Raw genomic sequence first — 24,422 nt, 5'->3', positions numbered from 1 at the left:
AACTGAATGTGGTATAACAATCCAAAATCGCGTATCTTTTGCAAAAAAATTCTATGCCACACTACCGCATTTTCAGCCTGTCGCTTTTTTTGTTCCTGGTATTGGCGAACTGCAATCCCGATGAGCCAGCTCCCGAAAAAGAAGAAAACCCCTGCAATGAACCCGCCGCTCCCCCTCCCGCGGAGCTCAATTTGCTGTCTTGCCACCGCAGCATTTCCAGAGACTCGGTAGCCACCGAAAGTGCCCTACTCGGCGTTTGGGATTGGGAGTACATCAGTTGTTTTTGGAAAACCGAAAAAGCCAATGGTGAAGACTATAAATGCCTGAGCATTGAGTTCAAAGCCGATCATACCTTGATTGTAAAAGAGAGTGGCAAAATCACCCAAACAGCGCGCTGGAAAATTTTTCGCGGTGACCCGGAATTTTTCCTGATCAAAACCGAGCCCCTGGTGCCCCAGGTAGTGGGGCGGATTATGTTTTGTAAGGATGTTCTGGAGTTCAATGACAGCTATGTGGATGGCTGCGACAATTATTTCAGGAAGGGGAAATGAGTGGGGGAGTAGGAACATTTATGTAGTTTTGAGCATTGGCCTGCATTCTTGAAGCTTTTTTACTGTCCTCATGAGCAACACATTCGGACTACTCCCTCATTCCCAAGTATACCTTTTCACAAATGAGCAATTCATTTTTTTCCATTTTGGTACGATCCATCATGAAGCGCCGCTTAATGCTCTCCTGCCTTTTAGGGGCATTTGTGGTGATTAATTGTGGTTTTGCCGGGAAGGCATTTAAAGACAATACAATAGATTTGAATACCTCCCTTGCAACAGATAAGAAAGAGAACCCTTTATGCTGTGATGGCTTAAATGCTGGAAGCCTAAATACCAATACCACCGAAACGAATTTATGCACCCCAAATAACACACCGACCACAATAACTTTTTTGGTCTTGCCCAATACGACCTGCAACAGCCCGATAGAATACCGCTGGTTGAAATCAACTTATAACCCGCTTACCAAACAAATGAATCCTTTTGAGACAATTGCGGGAGCTACGGGCCAAAGTTACACGCCCCAAGCCAATCTATCCACGACTACCAAATATGTCGCACAAGTAAAAATCGGTACTTGCACCTGGCAATGGGTACAAAATGAAGTATGGAAGGTAATTCCCGACTATACCGTGAAGTTGAGGCCAGACCTGCAAATTTGCCCTGGAGCAGAAATTGACCTAACGGCCAAAGTTGACTATCAGAATGTAGATTTTTTGTGGAGTACGGGCGAAAACGCTTACGGAATAGTAGCCCAACCCACTTCGAGCACTACCTACGCCGTAACTGCCACCTTTAAGGACAGTGGGTGTAAAAGTACCGCTGCCGTGACCGTCTTTGTGGATAATGATTGTAGTGAAGATTGTTTGCCAGGCGCCTTTTTTACCAGTAGCCCAAGTGGCAAAGTGAGCAATGTGAATTGGCTGGGGTTCGGCTGGAATCAGGAGGCGGTCATGCGCAACAAGCAAGGATTTACGACCTGGGACACTGACCTTTGGAATACCACCACGAGCCGGATCAAACAGATGCGGCCAGGGTTGGTCAGGATTGTTTTTTACCGCGACTGGTTCAATCCATCCGGAAATGCAGGCGACTATACCTGGGAATCTACCTACATGCAGGAAGCCATCAGGATGTTGAAGTTCTATGAATCGGAAGGTATAGCGGTAATGACGGGGATTTGGAACCCAGCGCTTTTGACAAGTCCAGGCATTGAAAACAATGATGCATTCATCACATCGGACAAATTTGCTACCCTCCAGGCGGATTTAATCGAGTATTTGCTAAAAACCAAGGCCTTAAAAAACATAAAATACTACGCGCCGCTCAATGAACCATTGGCCTATTATTCCTTCGACGCCTGGTCTTTGATGATAAAAAAGCTGCACAAAAAGCTGACAGCTTATAAACTGCCTACCCAACTGCTCGTAGGTGCCGACTCATGGGATGATTGGACGCAGTACGCGGCACAGTACAACCCTCTAGAACTTAGTGCTTATGAGTACCACCACTATTTAAATGCAGGCACACAAATGCTCCTGGGCGGAGGATTGGAAACCTACCTTCGTGACTATGTTGCCAAGGTTCGTGCTATCGATGCTACAAAGCCCATTTTTTTGAGTGAAGTGGCCCCCGATCGCGCTTCGGGCAATGGGGTAGATTACTGGTACTTCTTCAACAAAGTAGGCAGCCCTTACAACCCCACCCGGTACGCGTATGGCCTAAACGCCTTAGACTATGGCATTCAGGCGGCCAGAGCGGGAAACAGTGCCGTACTGATGTGGGCATTAGACGGCTATGGCGCCGGCAAAGATCCCGGAATGTGGAACGTTGCCGGAGACAATGGCGGCATGAAACTTCGCCCATGGTATTATACTTGGTCTTTACTCAGTCGATATTTTCCGGCAGGGAAAACTGAAATCCTGATGATGTCACAACCCGATGATGAGGTTCGAATCACCGGGGCAAAAATCATGCTTGCCGACAGCAATTCAGCTCATTTTTCGTTTGCCTTGGTCAACAAAACACGGCACTCTAAATGTATAAGCATCAAAATACCCGCATATTGTGGATTGGCTACATTCAACAGCTATACTTATTCTGAGGATCAGCAGGGAGATGGAGTTAGTCTAACCCTTCCTAAAGTGAGTGCTTCCTCGGTCAGACTCTCTGATGGATACCAACTGATCGTTCCGGCGAATAGTGGTATGGTGCTGAGTACAATGGAAAACGAGCCCGTGAAGAAATCGGATCCCAATTGTCTGAGTACGTCTCTTGATGAAATTGTTTCTTCCCAAACCATGATTTATCCCAATCCATCCACTGGCTTGGTTTACCTTAAGCATGATGGCCAAGAGATCCAATCCATCGCCATTTACAACCAGTATGGTGGGAAAATGCCCTTGTCTGGCGATGCCCTCCGCTCAGGAATTTTGTTGCAAAACCCAGGTCTTTATTTGATTGAAATCACCTTTAAAAATGGAACCGCAAAAACGGAGAAGTGCCTTATTGTGAGATGATGAAACCGCTGACTCGTTTTGTGGATACTGAATTCATTTTGGGAGACAGGGACTAGTGGCAATTTTACTTCAGTTGAAACAACATTTTCAGTTCGCCTACGCGGTTCGTGCCAACCGAAAGCCCCGGTCATCCAGGCGGTACTCAGGAAGCCCCCGTGAGCGGTGCGTACAGCGACAATGGTACGCGCTCGTTTTCCAGGATCCGCCCCGGATGATGTGCAAATCTTGGTCGCCGCCTTCCACCCAGGCACTGCCATCTTTGGGGCCATCGAAATAACTTTCATGCCATACATCCGCGCAGTACTCCCATACATTGCCGCTCAGGTCATATAGCCCCAGGGTGTTTGGTGAAAAACTGCCTACCCGGCTCAGTTTTTTGCGGTTCTCACCCGTACTGGCAAAACCGAATGTTTGATTGTCTTTGTGCTGGGCATCAAAGTTGATCTCCTCGGCAGAGGCCTGGTTTTTCCCGTTGCCAAAACGAATTTTTTGGCCCCTTTCCTGCGCCGCGTATTCCCATTCAGCCTCGCTGGGCAGGCGATAGGTGAGGCCACTAAGCTGGCTCAGTTTTTCTAAAAATGCCTGAATTTCGTACCAGGTCACCTCTACCACGGGCAATTGAGGGTCGGATTGATCCCGACTGGGGTTTTTGCCCATCAGTTTCACCCATTGCACTTGGGTGACCGGGTAACGCGAGAGGTAATAATCGGCGAGTTTTACCTGGTGCACGGGGCGTTCACAGTAAGGGCCTTCGCCGAAAATGTCACCCATCTCGAAGTTACCGCCAGGGATGAGGATCATTTCGAGATGGAAGGGGTCTTGGGGAGGGGATGGAGGTATCATGTTTGGATGGTGTCAAAGTTTGGTTTCCAGGGCTAAAATACGGGTTTTTCGGATGCTTGTTTGGCTTAAAATGGATGCTATGTTGTTAGAAAACATGCATTTTGGGCTTGACGTGGTTCGTTTACCCAATTTTTTTGTTAAATTGTTCTGTTTTTATTGCTATTTCAATGACTTATGTTAGGATTTAAAGTAATAGACCTCATTCAATCCAATAATATTACATTCATTAAAAGTACAGCTATGCTTGTGAAAAACATTGTACTACTTTTCACCCTGGTTTTGCTATCCCGAGCAGGACATGCTCAAACTGTAAGCAACACCCTCTCTGCTCAAGACTCTATTGTACACTTTTACAAACAAGCCAAAGAGGCCGCAAAAAGCTATAACTTAGAACTTGAAATTCGTTGCTACAAAAGAATTTTAGCCCTCGATCCAAGTCGTACAGAAATTCTTGATACGCTTGGTAAAATTTATTTCAAAACTAGAAACTACCATCTGGCATTGGAGATCTACCGTGAAAAAGCCCAAAAAGTCTCTCCAACGGTCAAAGATTATTTCTACATAGGAAACAGCTATATGGGGCTTAAAAATTACCCCTTGGCCGATTCTGTGTATGCCAAAATAAATGAGATGGAACCCACTTATGTTATAGGCTGGTATACTCGAGCACGAATCAAGGATGCTTTAGATGAAGGAAATGAACCAAGAACAAAAGCCCAGCCTTTTTATGAAAAATACCTGGAATTGGTAGAGCCAAATCTGGACAATGCGGATCAAAGAACCAAAGTAAATGCAATCAATGCTTATCAATATTTGGCCCGCTTTTATGCTGTTTCCGGGGAAAGCCAGGATATTCCCAAGGCTTTGGGATACATGGAAAAAATTAAAAAAGTGGATCCTTATTTCGATAGAGACTAGAGGGAATTTTAAATATTTCCTCATTTTCACATGTATGAAAAGAAAAACCTTGAAGAAATCGTTAATTCATTAAAATCCTGAACTTATGCTGGCGAAAAAAATGGTATCATGGTTTACACTGGTTCTGCTTATTCAAACCGGATTTGCACAAACCTTAGAAAATTCCTCAACGGTTCAAAGAGCCATTGAGCAATTGTCCCAACAGGCTCAAGAAGCCGCTAAATCAAGAGACCATAAGCTGGCAATGCTCTGCTACAAGAAGGTTTTTGACCTGGATCCCAGCCGCACCGACATTTTTGATACAATTGCAAAAATGTACTACGATGCCAAAAGTTACACTCAAGCATTTGAGGCCTACCTCGAAAAAATCCAAATGGTAAAACCATCCGAAAGGGATTACTTCTACATGGGCAATTGCCAGATGCAGCTTAAAAATTTCCCAATGGCCGATTCTATGTATGCCAAAGTGAATGAGTTGAATCCCACTTATGCCATAGGCTGGTATACTCGTGCTCGAATCAATGTGGCATTGGATATGGACAATGAACGAAAAACCAGGGCCAAACCTTTTTACCAAAAATACCTGGAATTGGTGGAGCCTACTTTTGATAAAACGGATGTGGCTACTAAAAGGAATGTGGTCACGGCTTATGCCTATTTGGTGGAGTATTATTTTGCTTCCGGAGAAAGCCAGAATTTGGCAAAGGCTGTGGAGTATGGAAAGAAGGTTGAAATGTTGGCACCGGATTATTATAAATTAGTTGTGTGTGGGGGCCCTAGGAAGGATTAGTTTTGGGCTAGGGTTCTGTAAAGATTTTCATGAACCTGTGGCAAGTCGGAAGGACGTGGGCTAGCAAGGCTCATTTTCATTCAAAACATGCCTATTTTTTTAGACATGTAATGAGGCTTTAGCTTATTTTAGCAAAAAAATACAATAGACTTTGGGCGAATTGGTAATCAGTAAGTTCTGACCTTAGGATCAACGACCAGCGGCAGCGCCGCCAAAACGTCGATAGCACATAGGCCAAGCAAGGCATCTAAGGTGCAGCGCACCGGAATAAAAGGCAAAAGTTCCGGTACTACGTACCTTAAAACCTAGTTTCGTTCCTTGAACTATCGATGTTTTGGCGGCGCTGCCGCTGGTCGAAATGCCTAAGGTCTCCCAATCCCTTGATAATTAACTCGCCTCAAGTCTAATATACTTTTAGTCAATAAAACTAAATCAGGCACCATGTCGGAAAAAGCCTTTAAACGGATTAGAGAGAATAAAAAAAGTAAGGCGGAAGAGCTTGATCTTTCAAATTGCGAGTTGAAAGAATTGCCGAAGGAATTGGAGGAATTGGTTTGGCTAACTGAGCTTGACTGCTCGAACAATCAAATCAGAGAATTAAAGCCCATCGCGAAGCTCAGCAACTTGACTTCGCTTTCCTGCGGAGGCAATCAAATCAGCGACTTAAATCCAATTGCGAAGCTCAGCAACTTGACTTCACTTGACTGTTCGTTCGATCAAATCAGCGACTTAAACCCCATCGCGAACCTCAGTAACCTGACTTCACTTGACTGTTCGTTCGATCAAATCAGCGACTTAAACCCAATAAAAAATCTCAAAAAAATATCCTTACTTTATTTCTCTCATAATGAGATCAATGACTTAGCTCCTATTTCAAATCTCCAAGATTTAAAGGAATTAATTATCGATGGTAATCAAATTACTAATTTGGGACCTATTACTAATTTAAATAAACTAACTCGGTTATTCTTTGAAGAAAACCCAATTGTTGATCTAAATCCGATTAGGAATTTAAAAAACATACGTCAGCTTGGATGTGAGAGTTTGACTATTAATGATTTATTTCCTGTTTATTTATTAATTCAAAACAATATACCGGTAAAATGGCAAGACTGGAGTGATCATTGTAATGAAAATGCTGACAAGATTGCTGCAGCCCCCGCTATCCTCGTCAAAGACTGGCCCCTCATCTGCCCCCCCGTCGAAATTGCAAAAGACTCTCCCCAAGCTGTCCGCGACTACTTCGAAGAACTCGGGGATGATGGCCGCAAACTCAACGAAGTCAAAGTTATCTTCCTCAGCGAAGCTTCTGCTGGTAAAACCTCGTTAGTCAAACGCCTGATGGGCGAAGACTTCGACAGCAAAGAAAGCCAAACCCACGGCATCCGCATCCGCAAAGTGCCTTTTGGGATGAACGATGGCGATCAGGTCACCGCCCACCTCTGGGATTTTGGCGGGCAAGAAGTCATGCACGCTACCCACCAGTTTTTTCTTTCGCAACGCAGTGTGTATGTACTTTTGCTCAATAGCCGCAATGACGACCTGGCTGAAAAATGGCTCAAACACGCCGCCAGTTTTGGAGGCAATTCTCCGGTATTGGTGGTCTTGAATAAAATCGATGAAAATCCATCTTTTGAGGTGGAGCGCAAAACCTTACAAGAAAAATACCCGCAAATCAAAGCTTTTTTTCGGGTATCCTGCAAAACAGAAAACGACCGAGGGCTTTTAGATTTTAAAGAAGCCCTACGTGAGGCCATCGATGGTGCCACCACCCGCCTGACGCCTTTTCCCCAAAACTGGCTGGCGGTCAAGGAACATTTTTCCAATATGGAGGCTGATTACATTGGCTCAGCGGAATACCAAAAAGTATGCATTGAAAAAGGGGTAAGTAGGCAAGTCAGCCAGGATGTGCTCTTGCAGTTTTTACACGACCTGGGTGTGGTGATCAACTTCCGCAACCTGCAATATTTTGATACTCAAATCCTCAATCCCCTTTGGTTGACCAATGGGGTATACCGCATCATCAACTCCAGCAAAGTGGTGGAAAATGAGGGTATCCTGCGCGAAGGCGACTTTGACGCAGTCATCAACGATCCACGTTATCAAAAAAGTGATACGACAGAGCGGCAGTTTAACTATCCCAAAGACAAACTGCACTACATTGTGCGGGTGATGGAGGAGTTTGAGTTGTGTTTTATGTTGGAAAACCGGAGTTATGTCATCCCACAATTGTTGCCCGTGGCAGCGCCGGATTGGCAAGCGGAAGGGGCCATGTTGCAGTTTGTGATCCACTTTCCGGATTTTATGCCCGACAGCATTTTTCCGCGCCTGATGGTCAAGTTGCATACCTTTATCCAGGATGCCAAACGTTGGCGCACGGGCATGATTTTGCACAAGCCCAATGTGTTTAAGGCATTGGCCAGGGTGCGTTGGGACAAGGAAGACCAAAAAATTCGGATAGAAGTTTGTGGCGAGGAACGACGGCGTTTTTTGAGTTATATCCGCGAAACGCTGAAGGAGATTGTGGAAGGGTTTACGAAATTGGAATTTGAAGAAATGGTCCCGATCCCTGGGTGTGATGACTATGAAGAATATAGTTATTTGGTCGAAGCAGAAACTGCTGGAGAAACGGAAGTCTTTGTTAAAAAGCTGAAAAAGAGAGTAAGCATTGCTGAATTATTGATTGGGGTAGAAGATCCAGCCATGCGCGATGAGGTAGAACAACTCCCCATCAAAGCCTTTGTTTCCTACTCCCATAACGATTTAGATGCCCTCAAAGAACTGCGTACCGCCCTGTCGCCACTTGTACGTCTGCAAAAACTCCAACTTTGGGACGACCGTGACATCGATGCGGGTGAGGAATGGCGCAAAGAGATTTTTCAGCAAATGGCCGAGTCTGATATTGTCATTTGTTTGGTCAGCGCCGATTTTGTGGCTTCTGATTTTTGTTACCAAACGGAATTTGGCGCGGCTTTGCAAGCACATCAAAAAGGCGAAAAAGCAATCATTCCAGTGATGTGGCGGAAGACGGATTGGCAGGATTTACCGCTATCAGAAATCCAGGGGGTGCCGGGAGAATGGATCAATTCCCTGGCCAAAAACAAACGCGATGATGCCTGGACAAGAGTATCGGAACGTTTGCGGCCCGCACTGGCAAATGCAAAGCAGCGGAAGCAGGAGCAGCTTGAAAAAATGCGGAATAAGATGGGGTAAGCTATTCAGTCACGCTCCACTCAAAAAATCCTTCATCGGAGAACACAACTCAATGCACCAAAGTCGAGTTCATCTGCCTCCTCTAATCTTATCAAATGTATTCAACATGATTCTCCATGTCATCCATATCCAAAACTTGATAGATCAGCAGCAATCCCTGAATAATAGATCCAATTGAAGTTCTTTGGCGGGCATAAACAATGCCATTGTGATTATGGCCAGCAGCATGCAACTTCAGAAAATCATCATCCTGAGAAAAAATAACCCAATCATTTTGCTCGCAAAATGCAAGTTGCTCAAGGTCGGAAGTACCTAACATGTCTGCTTCTTTGGAAGTCAAAACTTCTATACCCCGCCGAGCTAAGCCTGATTGAATCGATTTGCTGACCTGTTCATCCAAATAAAAGCGGATTTTACGCGGCACTATTGCTTAGTTTGATTTTAGAAGGAGTGTTTTGGATCAAAGCCGATACTAAGCTTTCACTTTCCGCAATCAAATCATCCATTTCTTGGCGATTATCAAAATAATAAACCAAACCTGCATAAACCTCACTCAAGCTCAAATCATACTCTGTAGCAATCTCATCGGCTGATTTGCCCATAAATTCGTGCCAAATCGCAATCTGCGGCACCGTAATGCGGCGGCCAATAATGTGCGGTTTCCCGCTACAAATCTCAGGATCAATGGAGATGTAATTTTTGGAAACAACTTCCATTTTTTTGTTTTTTTCAAATTTACAAAAAAATAGCAAACAAAAAAGCTCGAATCAAGGAGTTTTGGATGAATGCCCCCTCATTCCACCAAAGTCGAATGCATCTGCACCAACACCCACTTCCCCTTTATCTTTTCCAAAATCATACTTTCCAACCAGTGGATATTCCTCGTCGTATTGGTTTTTGAGTTGTTGATGACGGCATAATTGTGGTAACTCACCCAGGCAATATTTTTTCGGAAATTGAATTTGATGAACTCGAAGCGGTTGGTACGGGTCCAGTCTTTGGGTTTGCTTTGACTATCTTTGACGTATTTGGCAACCCTCTCGCGGTTCCAAATTTCACCCATGTCGTACAGTTCAAAGTTGGGGACACAGTTGTTGTCAAAATGCTTCATGTCCGGATTGGTGAAAACTTCAAAAAAACTGGTCAGCACTTGCCGGATTGCTGAGCTGTCCTTTTGCAGATTTTGGGAGAAGCAGTAAGTGAGGGAGAGGAGGAATAGGAGGGATAAACAGATTTTTTTTGTCATGATTGAGGTATTGAAGAAATGTAAAAGTTTAGCAGCCACCTTCGGTGGAGTGTTTTTTAGAAATTCAAACGCGCTGCTTAATTCAGCCAAAGCGACAGGATGGCAACACGGATGCCACGGATAAAAACGGATTTTTTTCCGCCGCAGGCGGAAAAAGACGAGCCGAAGGTGAGTCAAAATCCGTTCTAATCCGTGGCATCCGTGGCATCCGTGTTCCCATTGCGTCGCTTTTTGCAAAAAGCGGCGAAGCCTCAAAAAAGCGCGAAGCGCCTAAATTGTCATCGTCAAATGAACCCTAATTTGTAAGCTGCCTCCCCACTTCAAAACTCTAAAATCATGTATGCTTAACTCTTCACCAAAAAAATCTTTTTTGAGTACATGAGTTCCGAATACATGACTTTAGAGTTTTGAAGTGAAAGGCGAATGATGAATTTTGAAGGAAGTAAAAAACTACTTCAACTCGCCCAGCAACGCCTTCACCGCCGCCTCCAGCTGCTGATCCTTACCTTTCCACACCATTTCGTACTCATTCCACACCTTGATATCCGGCTCCGTTGGCCAGTTCTCCAGGTATTTTCCATTCATCGCTTTTACGCCCACGGGCGGCACACCCCAGCGGATGCTATTGTCTTGTAGCGATTCCCAAGCAGCGAAAGTACAAGTGCCTGGTACTTGTTGGCCCACCAGTTTGCCAATTTTTTGGTCTTGCATCGCGAAGGCGTAGCAGTGGCCATCCGAATAATTCGCTTCATTGACCAGCGAGATGCTCGGTTTGGTCCAGCGGTAATTGGGTTCGTAGCCGATGCTGCGGTTATCGGTGGTATAGTCCATGAACTTTTTGCCCGACAAGAAGGTCGCCAGGTCGGCCACCAGGTCGCCGCCGCCGTTGAAGCGCGTATCGATCACGATGCCTTTTTTATTGAAGTATTTGCCCATCACGTCCTCGAAAGTGGTGCGGTAAGCCCCGTCGTTCATGCCGGGGATGTGTACGTAGCCCAGTTGGCCGTTGGACAATTTTTCCACTTCCTCCTGGTTGCGCAACACCCAGCGGCGGTACAGCAGGCCGTTTTCCTCCCCAAGCGAGATGGGTTTTACAATCAGTTCCCGGCGGGTAGTACCTTCCAGTACGCTCAGCAGGGTGTTTTTGCCCGCCTTGCGGTTCAAGTATTGCGCCAGATCGCGGCCCGCTACGATGGTCTCGCCGTCGATGGCCTCGATGATGGCTCCGGCTTGCAGGTTCAAACTGGCTTTGTCTAGCGGGCCGTTTTTGACAATTTCTTCAATGCGAACGCCTGAACCCGTGTAGTTTGGGTCATAAAAGGCCCCCAGGGAAGCCGTTTGGTCGCCATTGGCATTGAAAGAAGCATAGCTGGCCCCGGTGTGGGAAATATTTAGTTCGCCCAACATTTCGGAGAGCAGTTCCGCAAACTCGTAGTTGTTGCCAACGTGGGGCAAAAACTGCAAGTAATCCGGCTTGTAGCTGTCCCAATCCACCCCGTGGAAACTGGCGGTGTAGAAGGTTTTTTTGGTGCGGCGCCACACGTGTTCAAACATAAAGGCACGTTCGGCGGCTACGTTCAACACCATTTCGCCATTGATGCCGATGCTCTCCTGTTTGGAAGCAGCCGGGTCAATTTTGACGATGCGGCCATCGGTATTCAGGAAGATGTTTTTTTGCTCCTTGTCCCAGACCATCGAGCCGCCACCGTTGGAATTGAGGCTGATCAGCATTTTGGTTTCCTTCGTGCGCAGGTTGGTGCTCCAGAGGTTGTAGCCCCGCTCAAAACGCGCCAGGTAATACAAGGTTTCGCCGTCTTTGCTCACCAACACGTCGGCCATGTTGGAGGAGTGGATGGTGAGTTTGACTTTGCGCAAGGCCAGGTCATCGAAGTCGAGCACTACACTGTCTTTTTTCGGGCTGTCTTTTTTCTTGGTGGTGTCGGCTTTCGTGGCTTTTTCCTCCATTTCTTTGGCCAGTGCCGCGTCTTCTTTGCTCAGGCGGTACTTGTCAAAAGCTTCCTGGGTGAAAAACAGGGCGTAGGCATCCACTTGTGAATTGCCTCCTTGCGCCACCGACTTCAACCCATCGCGGTTGCTGAACCAAACCATCGCCTTGCCGCCCAAAATCCACTTGGGCCGGAAATCCTGGAAGCCACTTTCGGTCAGGTTGATCACTTTGCCCTTGCCATTACTGGCGATGATGCCAATTTCTCCGGTTGGAGCACCGGGCATACTGTAGTCGAACAGGATCCATTTGCCATCCGGGCTCCAGGAGAAATACTGGTCGTTGTCGCCCATCGAAAAGAGCTCCTGATCGGTGAGTAGGGTACGCGTTTGTTTGCTGGCGATGTTGTACACCTTGAGGGTCATGCGGTCTTCGATGAAGGCGATTTCCTTGCCGTCTGGCGAATATTCCGGCTGGTAGTTCTCCTTGGCATTTTCGATGATCGGCGTTTCTTTCAATAGGGTAGAGGCGTAGAAGTAAGGCTCCTCGCTGCGGCTGATTTTGGTCTCGTAGATTTTCCAACTGTTGCCGCGCTCGGAGGAATAGAGCAGGGCTTTGCCGTCGGGTGAAAAGCTCACGCTGCGTTCTTGCTCGGGCGTATTGGTGATGCGTTTGGTCACCCCGCCTTCCACTGATGTGACGAACACTTCGCCGCGAAACACAAAAGCCACCTCCTTGCCATTGGAGGAAACGGCCATGTCGCGTGCACCCGCGCTCACTGGCACGATTTGTTCGTTGTTGCGGCGGGCATCTGCAGCGATGTTGATTTTGAGCTGTACGGGCTTGCCTTTGGGGCTCATGGTGTACAGGTTGCCTGCGTAGCTGAAGCAGAGGGTGCCGTCCTTGGCCTGACTCAGGAAGCGAACCGGGTGTTTTTTGAAGCTGGTCAGGGCCTCTATCTTGGCTGGATTGTCGAGCGCAAATTTGTGTACGTTGAAAGAACCATTGGCCTCGCTGAGGTACACGATGCTTCTGTCATTATCCGCAAAAATGGGGTTGCGGTCTTCACCGTTGAAGCTAGTCAACTTGGTATGCTTCTGGGTCTTGCTGTCGTACACCCACAGGTCGCGGGCAATCGAGGAGGTATGGTGCTTGCGCCAGGCGTTTTCGCCTCCTTTTTTGTCGTGGTAGACCATCTTGCTGCCATCCTTGTTGTACTTCACATCTTCAGCCGGGGTGGGCAGGAGCATGCTGACCTTGCCTCCATTGATGGATACCTGGTACAATTCTGGTTGTGATCCGGTGGGATACTGGCGGTTGCTGGCCAAATCCATACGGGCCGAGCCAAAGACGATGTTTTTGTCGTCGGTACTGAACTCATAGGGGTATTCATTGGCCGAGTGGAAGGTCAAACGTTTGGCTTCGCCCCCTTCGGCAGGAATGCTGAAGAGGTCAAAATTGCCATAACGATCGGAGGCGAAGCAGATCGTTTTGCCATCTCTGGACCATACTGGCATAAAATCATGGGCTTCGTGAAACGTCAGTGGGCTGGCATTTCCGCCCTCTGCGGATACTTTCCACAGGTCACCTTTGTAGGTAAACACTACTGTTTTGCCGTCGGGTGAAATGGAAGGGTAACGCAGCCAGGAAGGAGTATTTTGGGCAAATGCCGAAAGGCAACTCATGAAAAGGCTTGCCCACAAAAACGTGAGTCTGGTAAATTGGTTTCGCATTGGTTTCAAACTAGTTGGTGAAGTGTAAATAGGGGGCAATATAAAAAAGAGATTTATCTTTGGTAAGTCTTCCCACTGTCCAAGCTCACTTTTGTAAAAAAACATGCTATGAAGGCAGAATTACAGGACAAACCCTGGTTCAACACACCCACCATGCACCCATTCTGGATGGGCGTAATCGGTTTTCTGGTCAATTTATTTGGCCTCTTTTTCTTGGGCTGGAAACTGGAGACGGTGGTTTGGCTCCTCTGGTTTGAAGTGATTTTTATTGTGGGCGCCAGTTTGATTCGGGCTTTTTTTGCTTTGCAGGGGCAGCCTTTTTTGAATACGCTGTTGATGCGGGTTTTTTGGACGGGAGCCGGGGCGTTTTTAGGCATCGCCTTCATCATGCTCACGGTCACCTTTACGATCAATGGAATTGACATGGCAAGAAAAGGCAACAGCAGTATGATGGGTTTGCAGCCACAAATCATTGTCCTGTTTGTGAATTACCTGGCCGGGCTGGTATTGAATTATTTTGCCAACGGGAGCTTTAAAACGGCGCATCCAGCTGGAGAGCTGATGAAAACTTTTGTCTACCTGCTGGTTTTGTTGGCGATCATCATGCCGATTACCATGCATTTGCTGCCCAAATTTCCGGCTTGGTCGGACTCGAAGTGGGTGGGCCTGGCGGTGGCGAGTGCCAAGTTTTTGGTGGATATGGGTTTTAGCCGGGCCGGAAGGACCAAGGAGGTGCAGGTGAGCAATCAGGATTGAGGGGGATGCTCCGCATTTCAATACAAAAGCGACAATAATAGCAGCACGGATGACACGGATAAAGCGGATCTATGCGGATTTTCATCCCGCCTACGGCGTGATAAGATAAAATAGCCACTAAGGCACTAAGGCACAAAGCCACCAAGAAACCATTTTCGGGTAAACGACTTTGTGTCTTTGTGCCTTAGTGGCTAAAACGTTTCGCCGCAGGCGGGATGAAAATCCGCGTAGATCCGCTTTATCCGTGTCATCCGTGCTGCTATTATTGTCGCTTTTGAAATTAGAGATCGAAGCGCGTAAATCGACCTTTTAAAAGATTTGGCGAAGCCGAATCAAAAAAGGATCGTATTGAACTATGCCGAAGCCTTCAACTCATTCACCAACTCCGTCATCATCTTTTTGGCATCACCAAAAAGCATCCGGGTTTTGGGAGAGTAGAACAACTCGTTTTCAATACCCGCATAGCCCGAGCGCATACTCCGCTTCATGACGATGACATTCGCAGCATCTTCCACATCCAGGATGGGCATGCCGTAAATGGGCGAAGCAGGATCGGTTTTAGCAGCCGGGTTCACCACGTCGTTGGCACCAACAACCAGCACCACATCCGTTGTTTTGAACTCGGGATTGATCGACTCCATTTCCACCAATTTATCGTAACTCACATTACTTTCCGCCAGCAGGATGTTCATGTGCCCCGGCATCCGCCCAGCAACCGGGTGAATGGCGTATTTGACCTCTACGCCCTCCGCTTCCAGGCAACTTTCCAGTTCATGGCAAACGTGCTGAGCTTGCGCTACGGCCAAACCATAACCGGGCACTACAATCACCCTTTTGCTATACTTCATCAAAATGGCCGCATCCGAAGCGCTGACTTCTTTGATGGAACCCGAGACGGTTTTGCCTGCCGCAGCCGCTGCACTTCCACCACCAAAGTTGCCCAGGAGCACATTGGTCAGGGAGCGGTTCATGGCCTTGCACATCATTACTGTGAGCAAGGTACCGGCACTACCCACCAGGATACCACCGAAGAGCATCACCTTGTTGTCGTACAAAAAGCCACCAAAGGCGGTTGCCACCCCGGTGAAGGAGTTGAGCAGCGAAATGACCACGGGCATATCTGCGCCACCAATCGGGAACACAAACAACAAGCCATATATCAAACTCAAACCCAAAATCAGGTAAATGAAAGCAGGATTGCTCAAATAGCCCCCAGCCATACCAACCACCAGTGCCACGATGGCGAGCAAAACCACCATGTTGATGACTTGTTGGGCGGGCAGGTGTAGGTCTTTGATTTTTTCCTCTAGTTTGCCAAAGGCGATCATGGAACCCGAAAAAGACACCGAGCCAATGATCAAGCCCAACAGCAAAATCACGATTCTAGCGGAATCACCGCCGGATGAATGGTGCAAAAAATGGTCATACTCTACAATCGAAATCAAGGCTGCACAAGCGCCCCCCATCCCGTTGAAAAAGGAAACCATTTGTGGCATCTGGGTCATTTGAACCCTTTTGGCCATCAATGTACCCACAATGGAGCCCAGTATCAGCGCTCCAAAAATCCAGGGATAGTTTTTGACCATCACGGAATCATTCAGGAAAATGGTGCCCAAAATGGCGGCAGTCATCCCTACGGCAGCGATGGTGTTGCCTCGCCGAGCCGTGCTGGGTTTGCCCAACAGCTTGATGCCAAATACAAAGCTGAAGGCAGAAAGGATATAGATGAAATCAAGAATTGATAGTTTCACGGCGGCTTATTTTTTCTTTTTGAACATTTCCAACATGCGGTCGGTCACTACAAAGCCGCCGACTACGTTGAGGGTACCCAAAAACACGGCAATGAAGCCCAGGATGGTGGCGAAGAGGTTTTCTGCCTGCCCCATCACAATAATGGACCCAATGATGATGACGCCGTGAATGGCATTGGCCCCACTCATCAGCGGGGTGTGCAATACGGACGGAACTTTTTCGATGAGTTCAACGCCCACAAAAATCATCAGGACGATCAGGTAAATCATCAACTGATGATGGGATATGAATTCAAAAATTGCTTGCATCTGATGTGTAAAATTTAGGGTTTAAGGATTTGGCCATCGCGGCAAATGAGGGTACCCACCGTGATTTCATCGTTCATGTCCCATTTGAAGCCCTCATTGTTGGCCAAATGGGTCACAAAGGCATATACATTTTTGGCGTAACTTTCACTGGCATTGGGGGCCAGTAAGGAGGGCAAATTGGCATAACCAACTATTTTTACTCCGTGTTTTATCACTACTTTACCGACTTCGCTCAGTTCACAGTTGCCGCCTTGTTCTACCGCCATGTCTACGATGACGGAGCCGGTTTTCATCACCTTGACCATGTCTTCGGTGACCAAAACTGGTGCTTTGCGCCCCGGAACCTGTGCAGTAGTGATCACCACATCCGCCAGCGCCAGGTGTTTTTTGAGGATTTCCCTTTGACGGGTCAGTACATCTTCACCGGCTTCTTTGACGTAGCCGCCTTCAATTTTCACCCCATCGCCTGTGTCAAAAGAAATGAACTTGCCCCCCAGGGATTCCACCTCTTCCTTGGTTTCAGGCCGGATATCGGTGACTTCTACTACGGCACCTAGGCGTCGGGCGGTACCAATGGCTTGCAGCCCTGCTACTCCGGCCCCAAAAATGAGCACTTTAGAGGGCGTAATGGTCCCGGCAGCGGTCATCAGCATTGGAAAAATTTTGCCCGATTCGTTGGCGGCGATGGTGACGGCTTTGTAACCGGCGAGGTTGGCCTGGGAGCTGAGGGCATCCATCGTTTGGGCGCGGGAGATGCGCGGGATAGCGTCCATGCTAAACAAGGCTACTTGGCGGGCATTGATCTTTTCTACCAGGGCCTTATTGGTCATGTGGTAAACGAACGAGATGAGGACTGTACCTGCGCGGAGTTTTTCAATCTCCTCCTCGTTGGGAGGGTTTAACTTACACAACACGTCAGCGGAACTGAATACTTCACTGGCAGAAGAAAGGATTGTTGCACCCGCTTCAACGTAGGCCTCGTCGGAAAAGAAGGAATTGAGCCCGGCACCACTTTCGATGACACATTCAAATCCGTTCTTAATCAATTGTTTGCATACAGTTGGCGATAGAGCAACCCTGTTTTCATCTGGCCTAGTTTCCTTAATGGCACCTATTTTCATAGAATTAAAAAAAGTTAGGTTAGGATCAGAGTTGAAATCAATTACAATGTTAGCATCTATATTGACAAATCCACATTTTTAGGGAAATAAAATTGGGCAAATTCACGGCTTTTTGCTCGATTGTTTTAGCAATGGTACAAAAAGCCAATTTGAATCAATCTAGTTGCGAGGGGAAAGCTAGGTCGATTTTGGAAGAGGAAAGATGAAAAAAAGAATGGGCTACGGTGCAATTTGTCACCGTAGCCCATTCCCTTTTTACAGGTAGACCAAAATTGATTACCCTTCGAAGTGTAAGGATATCGTAAAGGTACGGGAGAGTAATTTTTCCAGTACCGTTGATTCTTGCAATGCAGGGTTGTAAATCAAGGTATTGCCAATTCCTTGGGAAATTTTCAGCTCCGGTGAAAAAATGAAGAAAGGGAAGAAAAACTGCAAGCCAGCCCCGTATTCCAACTGAAAGTCGGATGGGGAGATGCGTACCAGTGTTTCGGCTTGTTTGGAGCGGGAATCACTCGCTACGTCAAATGAGTATTTTACCCCAGCAATCACAAAGACCCGTTTGTCATGAAATGGCGCTGATTTGTAGCGCACCTGAAAGGGCATTTCTACAAACACGGATTCCACCGTACGTTGGCTAAAATCGCGGAAACGGCTAGCTTTATCGTAATTGATGTTGCGTTCGGCAAAAGAGAGGGTTGGCAGAAAACGGAAATCGAAATAATCCCCCATTTTCAGGTTGGTTACGATCCCGAGGTTGAAGCCTGGCCCGGTTACTGATTCGACGGTTTGGATGCTATCGCTCATCAGAAACTGTTTGGAGCGAAAGGGTTTGAAGTTGGAGGAGTTGATCCCCAGCGTGATGCCGAAATAGTATGGTTTTTGATTGAAATCCAGAAAGTTGGGATTGCCTCGGTATTTCTGCGCTTGTAGACTACCTACGGCCAAAACCAGTACAATTATTACTTGAACCCAACGTAGATGGAACAAACGCCCAGAGTTAATGCGGTGCATCGGTTAGATTTAAATCCAGTTTTCTCAAATATGTTCAGGAATACCTGTCCTTCGGGGAATACTTGCACGGACTCGTACAAATAGGAATACGCCCTTTGGTCATTGGAGGTAAAACGCCCAATCAGCGGCAACATGTATTTGAAGTAGGCATTAAATATTTGTTTGAAGGGAAAAAGTTTGGGCCGGGAGAATTCCAGGACCACAATTTTGCCTCCTGGCTTGAGCACCCGGTACATCTCGGAGAGCCCCAATTCCAGGTTTTCAAAGTTGCGTACCCCAAATGCAGCAGTGACTACATCGAATTGATCGTCTTTGAAATGCAATTCTTGTGAATCGCCGTCTTCGAGATGGACTACTTTGTTCAAACCTTTATCGCGTACCTTCACCCGCCCGATTTCCAACATCTTTGGGGCAATATCTACCCCAATGATTTCCTGCGGTTTGATTTGTTCAGCCATAGCAATGGCTAAATCTGCGGTACCCGTTGCGATGTCGAGGATGCGTTGCGGTTGATTCTCAGCGACTTCTTTGATGGCTTTACGCCGCCAACCCCGATCAATGCCCAAAGACAAAAAGTGGTTGAGAAAATCGTAATAGGGAGCAATCCGGTCAAACATGCGGGAAACCTGCTTGGTTTTGGATTCTTGCTCATTGTAAGGGGTAATCTGACCCATGCTGGAAAAAAATTTGTGCAAAATTACATTAAATGCGGAAAGCAACGCAGAAAAATTAGCTTCCCGATTTTGGGTTTTGAATAGGAAGTCGAACGCTTCATTTCAAGTGAGCTTCCTATTCAAAAGCCTCAAAAAAAATCGGGAAGTAATTTTTCGCGTCATACAAGCTGAAGCGTAAGAGTAACAGAAACCACCAATTTTAGTTCTAAAACGGTAAATGTTATTTAGGCGGCAGACTTTTTGGAAGTGTTTCTCTATTTTCGGCTTTAAAAATGTATGAGACGATTTTTACCTGCATGGATTGCCATTTTAACCCTCCATTCAAGTCTTGGCTTCGCCCAGGTTAAATTGGAAAAATCCAATCTTCCTATTTTTTCCGTCACCCTCGATCAAGGTTCCATCCTCAACCGGAATACGGATGTGCCCGCCAGCTACCAGTTGCGTGCCAATGCGACGGGCAAGGACAACACGCTCAGCGATCAGCCCAGTCTGTCAGGTCGGCTGGGTATCCGGTACCGGGGCAAATCTTCCTTTGACCTGAGTGACAAAAAACCTTATTCCATCGAGTTCCTGGATGCAAAGGGAGAGGAACAGGACGTGGCCATCCTGGGCATGCCAGCGCATAGCGATTGGGCCCTCATTGGACCTTTTGCCGATAAGTCCTTGATCCGAGATGCCGTTTTGTACCGCCTTGGGCAACAAATTATGCCCTGGGCACCCAAATACCGTTTTGTGGATGTACAGGTGGATGGCCAATACAAAGGCATATTTATGCTCACCGAACGCATCAAGCGCAACAAGGTGCGGGTCAACATTAATAAAATTGGTACCAAGGACACCACGGGGCAAAAAGTGACGGGTGGCTACATCATCGCCCTGGATAAACTGGACCCAGGCGATATCACTTTTCGTTCTGCCTTTCCCATGCCGGGCAAAACCTACCCTCCCGACTACCGAGTGGTGTACCCCAATGAAGAAGACCTGCGCCCCTCGCAGCTGCAATACATCAAGGATCATGTGCGGGCTTTTGAGCGGGTGATGGATTCCCCAACTTTTAACGATCCCAAGGAAGGGTATGCCAAATGGATTGATGTGCCGTCCTTTGTTGATATGGTTCTCTTGAACGAGTTGTCCAAAAACGTGGATGGCTACCGCCTGAGCGCCTATTTTTACAAGGACAATGATGCCATCAATTCCAAAATTTTTGCAGGCCCCATTTGGGATTACAACCTCGCCTTTGGCAATGCCAATTATTGCAGGGGCGAATACTATGTGGGCTGGGCTTACGATTTTAATAAGGTTTGCCCAGAGGACTATTGGGTGATTCATTTTTGGTGGGACAAACTGATCAACGACCCAGCTTTTCGGGTAAAGATGAAAAAACGCTGGTTTGAACTGCGCAAAAACGTCTTTGCTACCGATCGGGTACTTGGGCATATTGATTCACTGGCGAACGTGATTGGCCCGGCGCAAACATTGAATTTTCAGTTGTATCCGATTTTAAATAAAGCCGTGTGGCCGAATAGTTACGTGGGTGGAACCTATGCCAATGAGATTACTTTTTTAAAAGACTGGACCCGCAACCGCATCACCTGGTTGGATGCTGCCATGGCGGAAATCCCGGACCGGGTGAGTAATGTGGCTTTTGGTGAAGTGAAGCTCTACCCTAATCCCGGCCGCGAATCGGTCACTTTTGAGTACCGTTTGGCGGGTTTGGGGGAAACGGTGGAGCTGCTCATCGTGGATGCGAGTGGCCGTGAGGTGTACAGTTTTTCCAAAAAATACATCGGGAGTGGCCCACAAATTTTGCCGCTTGATATTTCCCGCTTTTCGCCGGGGATTTACTTTTATAAATTGAAGCCAGGAAACGGTGCGCCGATTACCGGGCGGCTGGTACGACAATAAAATTTGAGTGCATGACAAAATCGGGGCAACGTAAAAATAATGGAGGATGCCCGATTGTAGAGACGCACGGCCGTGCGTCTCTACGGCGCGTTGCCCCAAAGTGGAATAAAAAACCGTGCAGCGCTCCTCTTTTTTTTGTAAGTTTGTTGAAAATGTGATGATTATATTCTAGTCTCCTCGTCTTTGCCCTTCTTATTTTAAACATTTCAGGGTTATTATTAAAAAAGATCATCAGGCTGGGAACGCAAGCCTGGCTTTTCAACACATCATACAAAATTCAACTGTCATGAAAACCCATCTGTGTACCCTCATCGCCACTTTATTGCTCATCACCGGATTGAGCGCACAACCCAACAAGAAACTAGCCCCCGCCTTGGGCAAATTTCTGAACACTGAATTCATGGTCAAGTTCCACGATTTGAAACTGGAAGCTGAAAGTGCCGCCATGAATGTCATTGCCAAGGAGCAAAAAATGAAACCAGATGATGTGGCCAAAGTTCGTACTGCTTTCAACCAAACCGCTCAGCGGGCCAATAAAATCCTGGAAGGAGTCAAACAAGACTTCCTGGATCCCAAAAAATTAAAATCCATTGAAGCAATGCCCGACCTCTATTCGGATGGATTAAAACTCCGGCTGATTGAGTTGCAAGAATTTTATTCCATGCATTTCCAACAAACCCTGGCCGATGCAACGGCTGACCAGGTGGATGGAAGCGCCTTATTGTTGATCGTAACCGAATTGATCAACCTGACCCGCGGTCTTACCGTATATTTTGCTCAAATGCAACGCGAAGCCCGCATGTATACCGAAGATTACCTCAATCAACACCTGGTGAAACCCCACCGCTGGCGCTACTGGAATGAAGTGCAGGCCGGAGAAGGCAACGGAGATCACTACACTGATTACATCCAGTACCACGACATTCAGACCAATAATCCCAACGCAACCAATGGCTTCCCCGCCACGGACTTGAATAACCTGAACAACGCCTGGAATACGACCAACAACAACGGGTACAACAACAACTCCTGGAACAACACCACCAACAATACCGGAACCGATTGGAACAACACCAACAATGCCAACAACACCGGAACCTGGAACAATACCACTACCAATACAAACACCAATACGAATACCCCAGGAACGACTACCGATCCCTGGAACACCAACCCTGCAAATACAACTCCTGCACCACTGCCAGGAGATACCATCACAACCATGCCGCCCATTGACAGTACTTCCAATTTGGCCAAGGACCCCTTCAAATACGATGGAGCCGGGCAAAAAGGAAAACCTACTATTCCTCCCGGCAAACAACCAGTAAAAAATCAGCCAGGTGCAGTGCCACCAAAAGTTAAAGAGAACACAACTGCTCCGATTAAAAACAATAACTAAGCGTTTGGTTTTCAAAGTTCATGGCATAACTTGAACTTTGAAAACCTCCAAAATTTTAAAACGCAACCCTGAACCCTAAAACTTTAAAACCATGAAACGGCTGTTATTCCTCATCCTCTGCAACTTGTTTTTGCTGAGCCACACCTTTGCCCAAGAGTACCCTGCTGGTTTAATTTTGGACGACGAAAAAACTTACAACCAAACCCAGCGACTGGATGCACAAGTCAACAGCAAAGCTGATTTGCCCGTAGCAGTAAGCCTTGAAAAATTTTGCCCAGAAGTCCGCCATCAGGGCGACATCTATTCCTGCGTAGGCTGGGCCGTAGGTTACGCGGGCATGACCATCCAGCGGGCCATCCACAACCGTTGCATCGACCGCCAGCTGATCAATGAAAATGCCCACTCCGCTCTTTTTGTCTTCAATCAGGTCAAACAAGATTGCGCCAAAGGCGCCCGCCTCACCGATGCCTTACGTTTCCTCAAAGAAAGAGGCGACTGCCTGGCCAAAGAATTCGATTTTGACGTCAACGATTGTCAAAAAGCGCCCGCTCCCAATTTGGCCCAAATGGCTACTCGATTTGCAGTCAGCGATTATTTGACCCTGTTTGAAAGTGATGCCTCCTTTGAAACCAAGGTCAAACAGGTCAAAAATGCGCTCGCTGGCTTCAAAGCCGTGATCATCGGCATGAACGTACGTCGGAATTTTTACAACCTGGCCAACGCCAAGTTTTGGTGGCCCGAATTGGGCAATGTGACCCCGGCGGGTGGCCACGCCATGGTGGTAGTGGGTTACGACGACCGTGCTGGTGCTTTTCGCCTCTTCAACAGTTGGGGCCAAAACTGGGGCGACAAAGGATACATCTGGGTGAAATACGAACATTTTGCCCAGTTTTGTAAGTATGCATACATCATTCAATTGAGTAATACACAGTCGGGTATGCAAGCTGGAAGCCAGGCAGCCACAGGGAACCAGGTAAGCAACGCCGTAGCGGAAACGCGCCCCCTGGTTCAATTGGGTGGTGCCTTCGGCTTCCAGCATTTTACCGGCTATGACAATTTTAGCAACCAGGCGCAGTTTGAGCTGGACAGTGTCCGTTTTCAGAATGGACGCTATGTACTCAATAAAACCGATTGGCCAGTGGGGCAATTGTTCCAACTAGAAGTCAATACGCTCAAAGAGGAGGAATACCTCTACGTTTTAAGCATTGATGCCCAACGACAAATCCATGTACATTTTCCTCGGCAGGAAGCCCTGAATGATAAATTCACGGGCCAAAACACCAGTGCTTTGGTGCTCAGTCAAGGCAGCACTTTATTGGTGCCCGGCCCCAACAAGGCTTTGAAGATTGCGAACCCAGGAACAGATCGTTTGATTGTGTTGTACAGCAAGCGCCCCATCAACGATTTAAAGGGTCTAGCCCAAGCTTTGGTGCAGTACCAGGGCGATTTTTGGCAACATTTGTTAAGAACGCTCAATCGACATGCGATTCCACCCAGTGATATTCGTTATCATCCTCGAAAAATTGCTTTTGAGGCATCTACCCGGGGAGATGGCTACATTGTCCCTTTGCTGCTCGAAGTGGATGCCAAATAGACTTTGCGCCATACTTTGTGGCTGTAGAGTATTCATAAATTCACGGAAAGTATTAGATTTACCCAGCCTTTTGAAGCAAATGGTAATTCTTTTGCGCTGTGAAACGTTTGAATACCAGGAGAAATGTTCCCGCACAGTCTGTTG

General features: G+C 47.1%; 19 protein-coding genes and 1 pseudogene. 10 read left to right on the top strand and 10 right to left on the bottom strand.

Annotation, left to right across the window (positions count from 1 at the left end; all coding sequences use genetic code 11):
* The first annotated feature begins 53 nt into the window (after positions 1-53).
* Positions 54-551: a hypothetical protein gene (locus ACO08K_RS25490; RefSeq protein WP_421799309.1), complete on the top strand. Its 498-nt coding sequence runs from the start codon at positions 54-56 to the stop codon at positions 549-551.
* A gap of 161 nt (positions 552-712) precedes the next feature.
* A complete protein-coding gene (locus tag ACO08K_RS25485) occupies positions 713-3,070 on the top strand; it encodes a T9SS type A sorting domain-containing protein (RefSeq protein WP_421799308.1) in 2,358 nt (785 codons plus the stop codon).
* Positions 3,071-3,166: 96 nt separating this feature from the next.
* On the opposite strand, the gene ACO08K_RS25480 is transcribed toward ACO08K_RS25485, so the two are convergent.
* Positions 3,167-3,913: a formylglycine-generating enzyme family protein gene (locus ACO08K_RS25480; protein WP_421799307.1), complete on the bottom strand. Its 747-nt coding sequence runs from the start codon at positions 3,911-3,913 to the stop codon at positions 3,167-3,169.
* 240 nt (positions 3,914-4,153) lie between these two features.
* On the opposite strand from ACO08K_RS25480, the gene ACO08K_RS25475 reads away from it, so the two are divergent.
* The 4 genes and pseudogenes from ACO08K_RS25475 (at position 4,154) to ACO08K_RS25460 (ending at position 8,834) form a co-directional block, all read left to right on the top strand.
* On the top strand, positions 4,154-4,831 hold the full coding sequence (locus ACO08K_RS25475) for a tetratricopeptide repeat protein (protein ID WP_421799306.1): 678 nt from the start codon (positions 4,154-4,156) through the stop codon (positions 4,829-4,831).
* A gap of 85 nt (positions 4,832-4,916) precedes the next feature.
* A complete protein-coding gene (locus ACO08K_RS25470) occupies positions 4,917-5,621 on the top strand; it encodes a tetratricopeptide repeat protein (protein ID WP_421799305.1) in 705 nt (234 codons plus the stop codon).
* A gap of 441 nt (positions 5,622-6,062) precedes the next feature.
* Positions 6,063-6,422: pseudogene (locus tag ACO08K_RS25465) on the top strand (leucine-rich repeat domain-containing protein); the annotation flags it as partial.
* A 243-nt stretch (positions 6,423-6,665) separates the two neighbouring features.
* Complete coding sequence (locus tag ACO08K_RS25460) at positions 6,666-8,834, top strand: COR domain-containing protein (RefSeq protein ID WP_421800579.1); 2,169 nt, start codon at positions 6,666-6,668, stop codon at positions 8,832-8,834.
* Between the two features lie 91 nt (positions 8,835-8,925).
* On the opposite strand, the gene ACO08K_RS25455 is transcribed toward ACO08K_RS25460, so the two are convergent.
* The 4 genes from ACO08K_RS25455 to ACO08K_RS25440 all read right to left on the bottom strand — a co-directional run bounded on the left by ACO08K_RS25455 (position 8,926) and on the right by ACO08K_RS25440 (position 13,758).
* Complete coding sequence (locus tag ACO08K_RS25455; RefSeq protein WP_421799304.1) at positions 8,926-9,258, bottom strand: DUF5615 family PIN-like protein; 333 nt, start codon at positions 9,256-9,258, stop codon at positions 8,926-8,928.
* Positions 9,248-9,550 carry a DUF433 domain-containing protein gene (locus ACO08K_RS25450; RefSeq protein WP_421799303.1) on the bottom strand — a complete coding sequence of 101 codons (303 nt, stop codon included), beginning with the start codon at positions 9,548-9,550 and terminating at the stop codon, positions 9,248-9,250. The genes ACO08K_RS25455 and ACO08K_RS25450 overlap by 11 nt, the downstream gene beginning before the upstream one ends.
* Positions 9,551-9,627: 77 nt before the next feature.
* Entirely contained in the window at positions 9,628-10,080 is a 453-nt protein-coding gene (locus tag ACO08K_RS25445) for a nuclear transport factor 2 family protein (protein WP_421799302.1), read from the bottom strand.
* A gap of 450 nt (positions 10,081-10,530) precedes the next feature.
* The gene (locus ACO08K_RS25440) at positions 10,531-13,758 is read right to left on the bottom strand and encodes a S41 family peptidase (protein ID WP_421799301.1); all 3,228 of its coding nucleotides are present in this window, start codon (positions 13,756-13,758) and stop codon (positions 10,531-10,533) included.
* A gap of 108 nt (positions 13,759-13,866) precedes the next feature.
* On the opposite strand from ACO08K_RS25440, the gene ACO08K_RS25435 reads away from it, so the two are divergent.
* On the top strand, positions 13,867-14,514 hold the full coding sequence (locus ACO08K_RS25435) for a DUF6498-containing protein (RefSeq protein WP_421799300.1): 648 nt from the start codon (positions 13,867-13,869) through the stop codon (positions 14,512-14,514).
* A gap of 353 nt (positions 14,515-14,867) precedes the next feature.
* Here the strand turns inward: ACO08K_RS25435 and ACO08K_RS25430 are convergent, their stop codons facing one another.
* From ACO08K_RS25430 to ubiE, 5 genes are all read right to left on the bottom strand, one after another.
* Entirely contained in the window at positions 14,868-16,265 is a 1,398-nt protein-coding gene (locus ACO08K_RS25430) for an NAD(P)(+) transhydrogenase (Re/Si-specific) subunit beta (protein WP_421799299.1), read from the bottom strand.
* Between the two features lie 6 nt (positions 16,266-16,271).
* A complete protein-coding gene (locus ACO08K_RS25425) occupies positions 16,272-16,574 on the bottom strand; it encodes an NAD(P) transhydrogenase subunit alpha (protein WP_421799298.1) in 303 nt (100 codons plus the stop codon).
* Positions 16,575-16,588: 14 nt separating this feature from the next.
* Positions 16,589-17,695 carry a Re/Si-specific NAD(P)(+) transhydrogenase subunit alpha gene (locus ACO08K_RS25420; protein ID WP_421799297.1) on the bottom strand — a complete coding sequence of 369 codons (1,107 nt, stop codon included), beginning with the start codon at positions 17,693-17,695 and terminating at the stop codon, positions 16,589-16,591.
* A gap of 276 nt (positions 17,696-17,971) precedes the next feature.
* Positions 17,972-18,706 (bottom strand): outer membrane beta-barrel protein, encoded by a 735-nt coding sequence (locus ACO08K_RS25415; protein ID WP_421799296.1) that lies wholly within the window; start codon positions 18,704-18,706, stop codon positions 17,972-17,974.
* Positions 18,655-19,380, bottom strand: a complete 726-nt coding sequence (gene ubiE, locus ACO08K_RS25410) for a bifunctional demethylmenaquinone methyltransferase/2-methoxy-6-polyprenyl-1,4-benzoquinol methylase UbiE (RefSeq protein WP_421799295.1) — start codon at positions 19,378-19,380, stop codon at positions 18,655-18,657. The genes ACO08K_RS25415 and ubiE overlap by 52 nt, the downstream gene beginning before the upstream one ends.
* Positions 19,381-19,656: 276 nt before the next feature.
* Here ubiE and ACO08K_RS25405 point away from each other — a divergent pair, with 276 nt between their 5' ends.
* The 3 genes from ACO08K_RS25405 to ACO08K_RS25395 all read left to right on the top strand — a co-directional run bounded on the left by ACO08K_RS25405 (position 19,657) and on the right by ACO08K_RS25395 (position 24,278).
* Positions 19,657-21,285: a CotH kinase family protein gene (locus ACO08K_RS25405; RefSeq protein WP_421799294.1), complete on the top strand. Its 1,629-nt coding sequence runs from the start codon at positions 19,657-19,659 to the stop codon at positions 21,283-21,285.
* Between the two features lie 286 nt (positions 21,286-21,571).
* On the top strand, positions 21,572-22,684 hold the full coding sequence (locus ACO08K_RS25400; protein ID WP_421799293.1) for a hypothetical protein: 1,113 nt from the start codon (positions 21,572-21,574) through the stop codon (positions 22,682-22,684).
* A gap of 91 nt (positions 22,685-22,775) precedes the next feature.
* Complete coding sequence (locus tag ACO08K_RS25395) at positions 22,776-24,278, top strand: C1 family peptidase (RefSeq protein ID WP_421799292.1); 1,503 nt, start codon at positions 22,776-22,778, stop codon at positions 24,276-24,278.
* Positions 24,279-24,422 lie beyond the last annotated feature (144 nt).

It is taken from the genome of Haliscomenobacter sp. (assembly GCF_965225875.1).
Lineage (GTDB): Bacteria > Bacteroidota > Bacteroidia > Chitinophagales > Saprospiraceae > Haliscomenobacter.
This window is presented reverse-complemented; position numbering and strand designations above follow the sequence as displayed.

Coding starts and splice junctions, on each gene's coding strand:
- ACO08K_RS25490 (WP_421799309.1), top strand. CDS start 54: ATGCCACACTACCGCATTTTCAGCCTGTCGCTTTTTTTGTTCCTGGTA.
- ACO08K_RS25485 (WP_421799308.1), top strand. CDS start 713: ATGAAGCGCCGCTTAATGCTCTCCTGCCTTTTAGGGGCATTTGTGGTG.
- ACO08K_RS25480 (WP_421799307.1), bottom strand. CDS start 3,913: ATGATACCTCCATCCCCTCCCCAAGACCCCTTCCATCTCGAAATGATC.
- ACO08K_RS25475 (WP_421799306.1), top strand. CDS start 4,154: ATGCTTGTGAAAAACATTGTACTACTTTTCACCCTGGTTTTGCTATCC.
- ACO08K_RS25470 (WP_421799305.1), top strand. CDS start 4,917: ATGCTGGCGAAAAAAATGGTATCATGGTTTACACTGGTTCTGCTTATT.
- ACO08K_RS25450 (WP_421799303.1), bottom strand. CDS start 9,550: ATGGAAGTTGTTTCCAAAAATTACATCTCCATTGATCCTGAGATTTGT.
- ACO08K_RS25445 (WP_421799302.1), bottom strand. CDS start 10,080: ATGACAAAAAAAATCTGTTTATCCCTCCTATTCCTCCTCTCCCTCACT.
- ACO08K_RS25440 (WP_421799301.1), bottom strand. CDS start 13,758: ATGCGAAACCAATTTACCAGACTCACGTTTTTGTGGGCAAGCCTTTTC.
- ACO08K_RS25435 (WP_421799300.1), top strand. CDS start 13,867: ATGAAGGCAGAATTACAGGACAAACCCTGGTTCAACACACCCACCATG.
- ACO08K_RS25425 (WP_421799298.1), bottom strand. CDS start 16,574: ATGCAAGCAATTTTTGAATTCATATCCCATCATCAGTTGATGATTTAC.
- ACO08K_RS25420 (WP_421799297.1), bottom strand. CDS start 17,695: ATGAAAATAGGTGCCATTAAGGAAACTAGGCCAGATGAAAACAGGGTT.
- ACO08K_RS25415 (WP_421799296.1), bottom strand. CDS start 18,706: ATGCACCGCATTAACTCTGGGCGTTTGTTCCATCTACGTTGGGTTCAA.
- ubiE (WP_421799295.1), bottom strand. CDS start 19,380: ATGGGTCAGATTACCCCTTACAATGAGCAAGAATCCAAAACCAAGCAG.
- ACO08K_RS25405 (WP_421799294.1), top strand. CDS start 19,657: ATGAGACGATTTTTACCTGCATGGATTGCCATTTTAACCCTCCATTCA.
- ACO08K_RS25400 (WP_421799293.1), top strand. CDS start 21,572: ATGAAAACCCATCTGTGTACCCTCATCGCCACTTTATTGCTCATCACC.
- ACO08K_RS25395 (WP_421799292.1), top strand. CDS start 22,776: ATGAAACGGCTGTTATTCCTCATCCTCTGCAACTTGTTTTTGCTGAGC.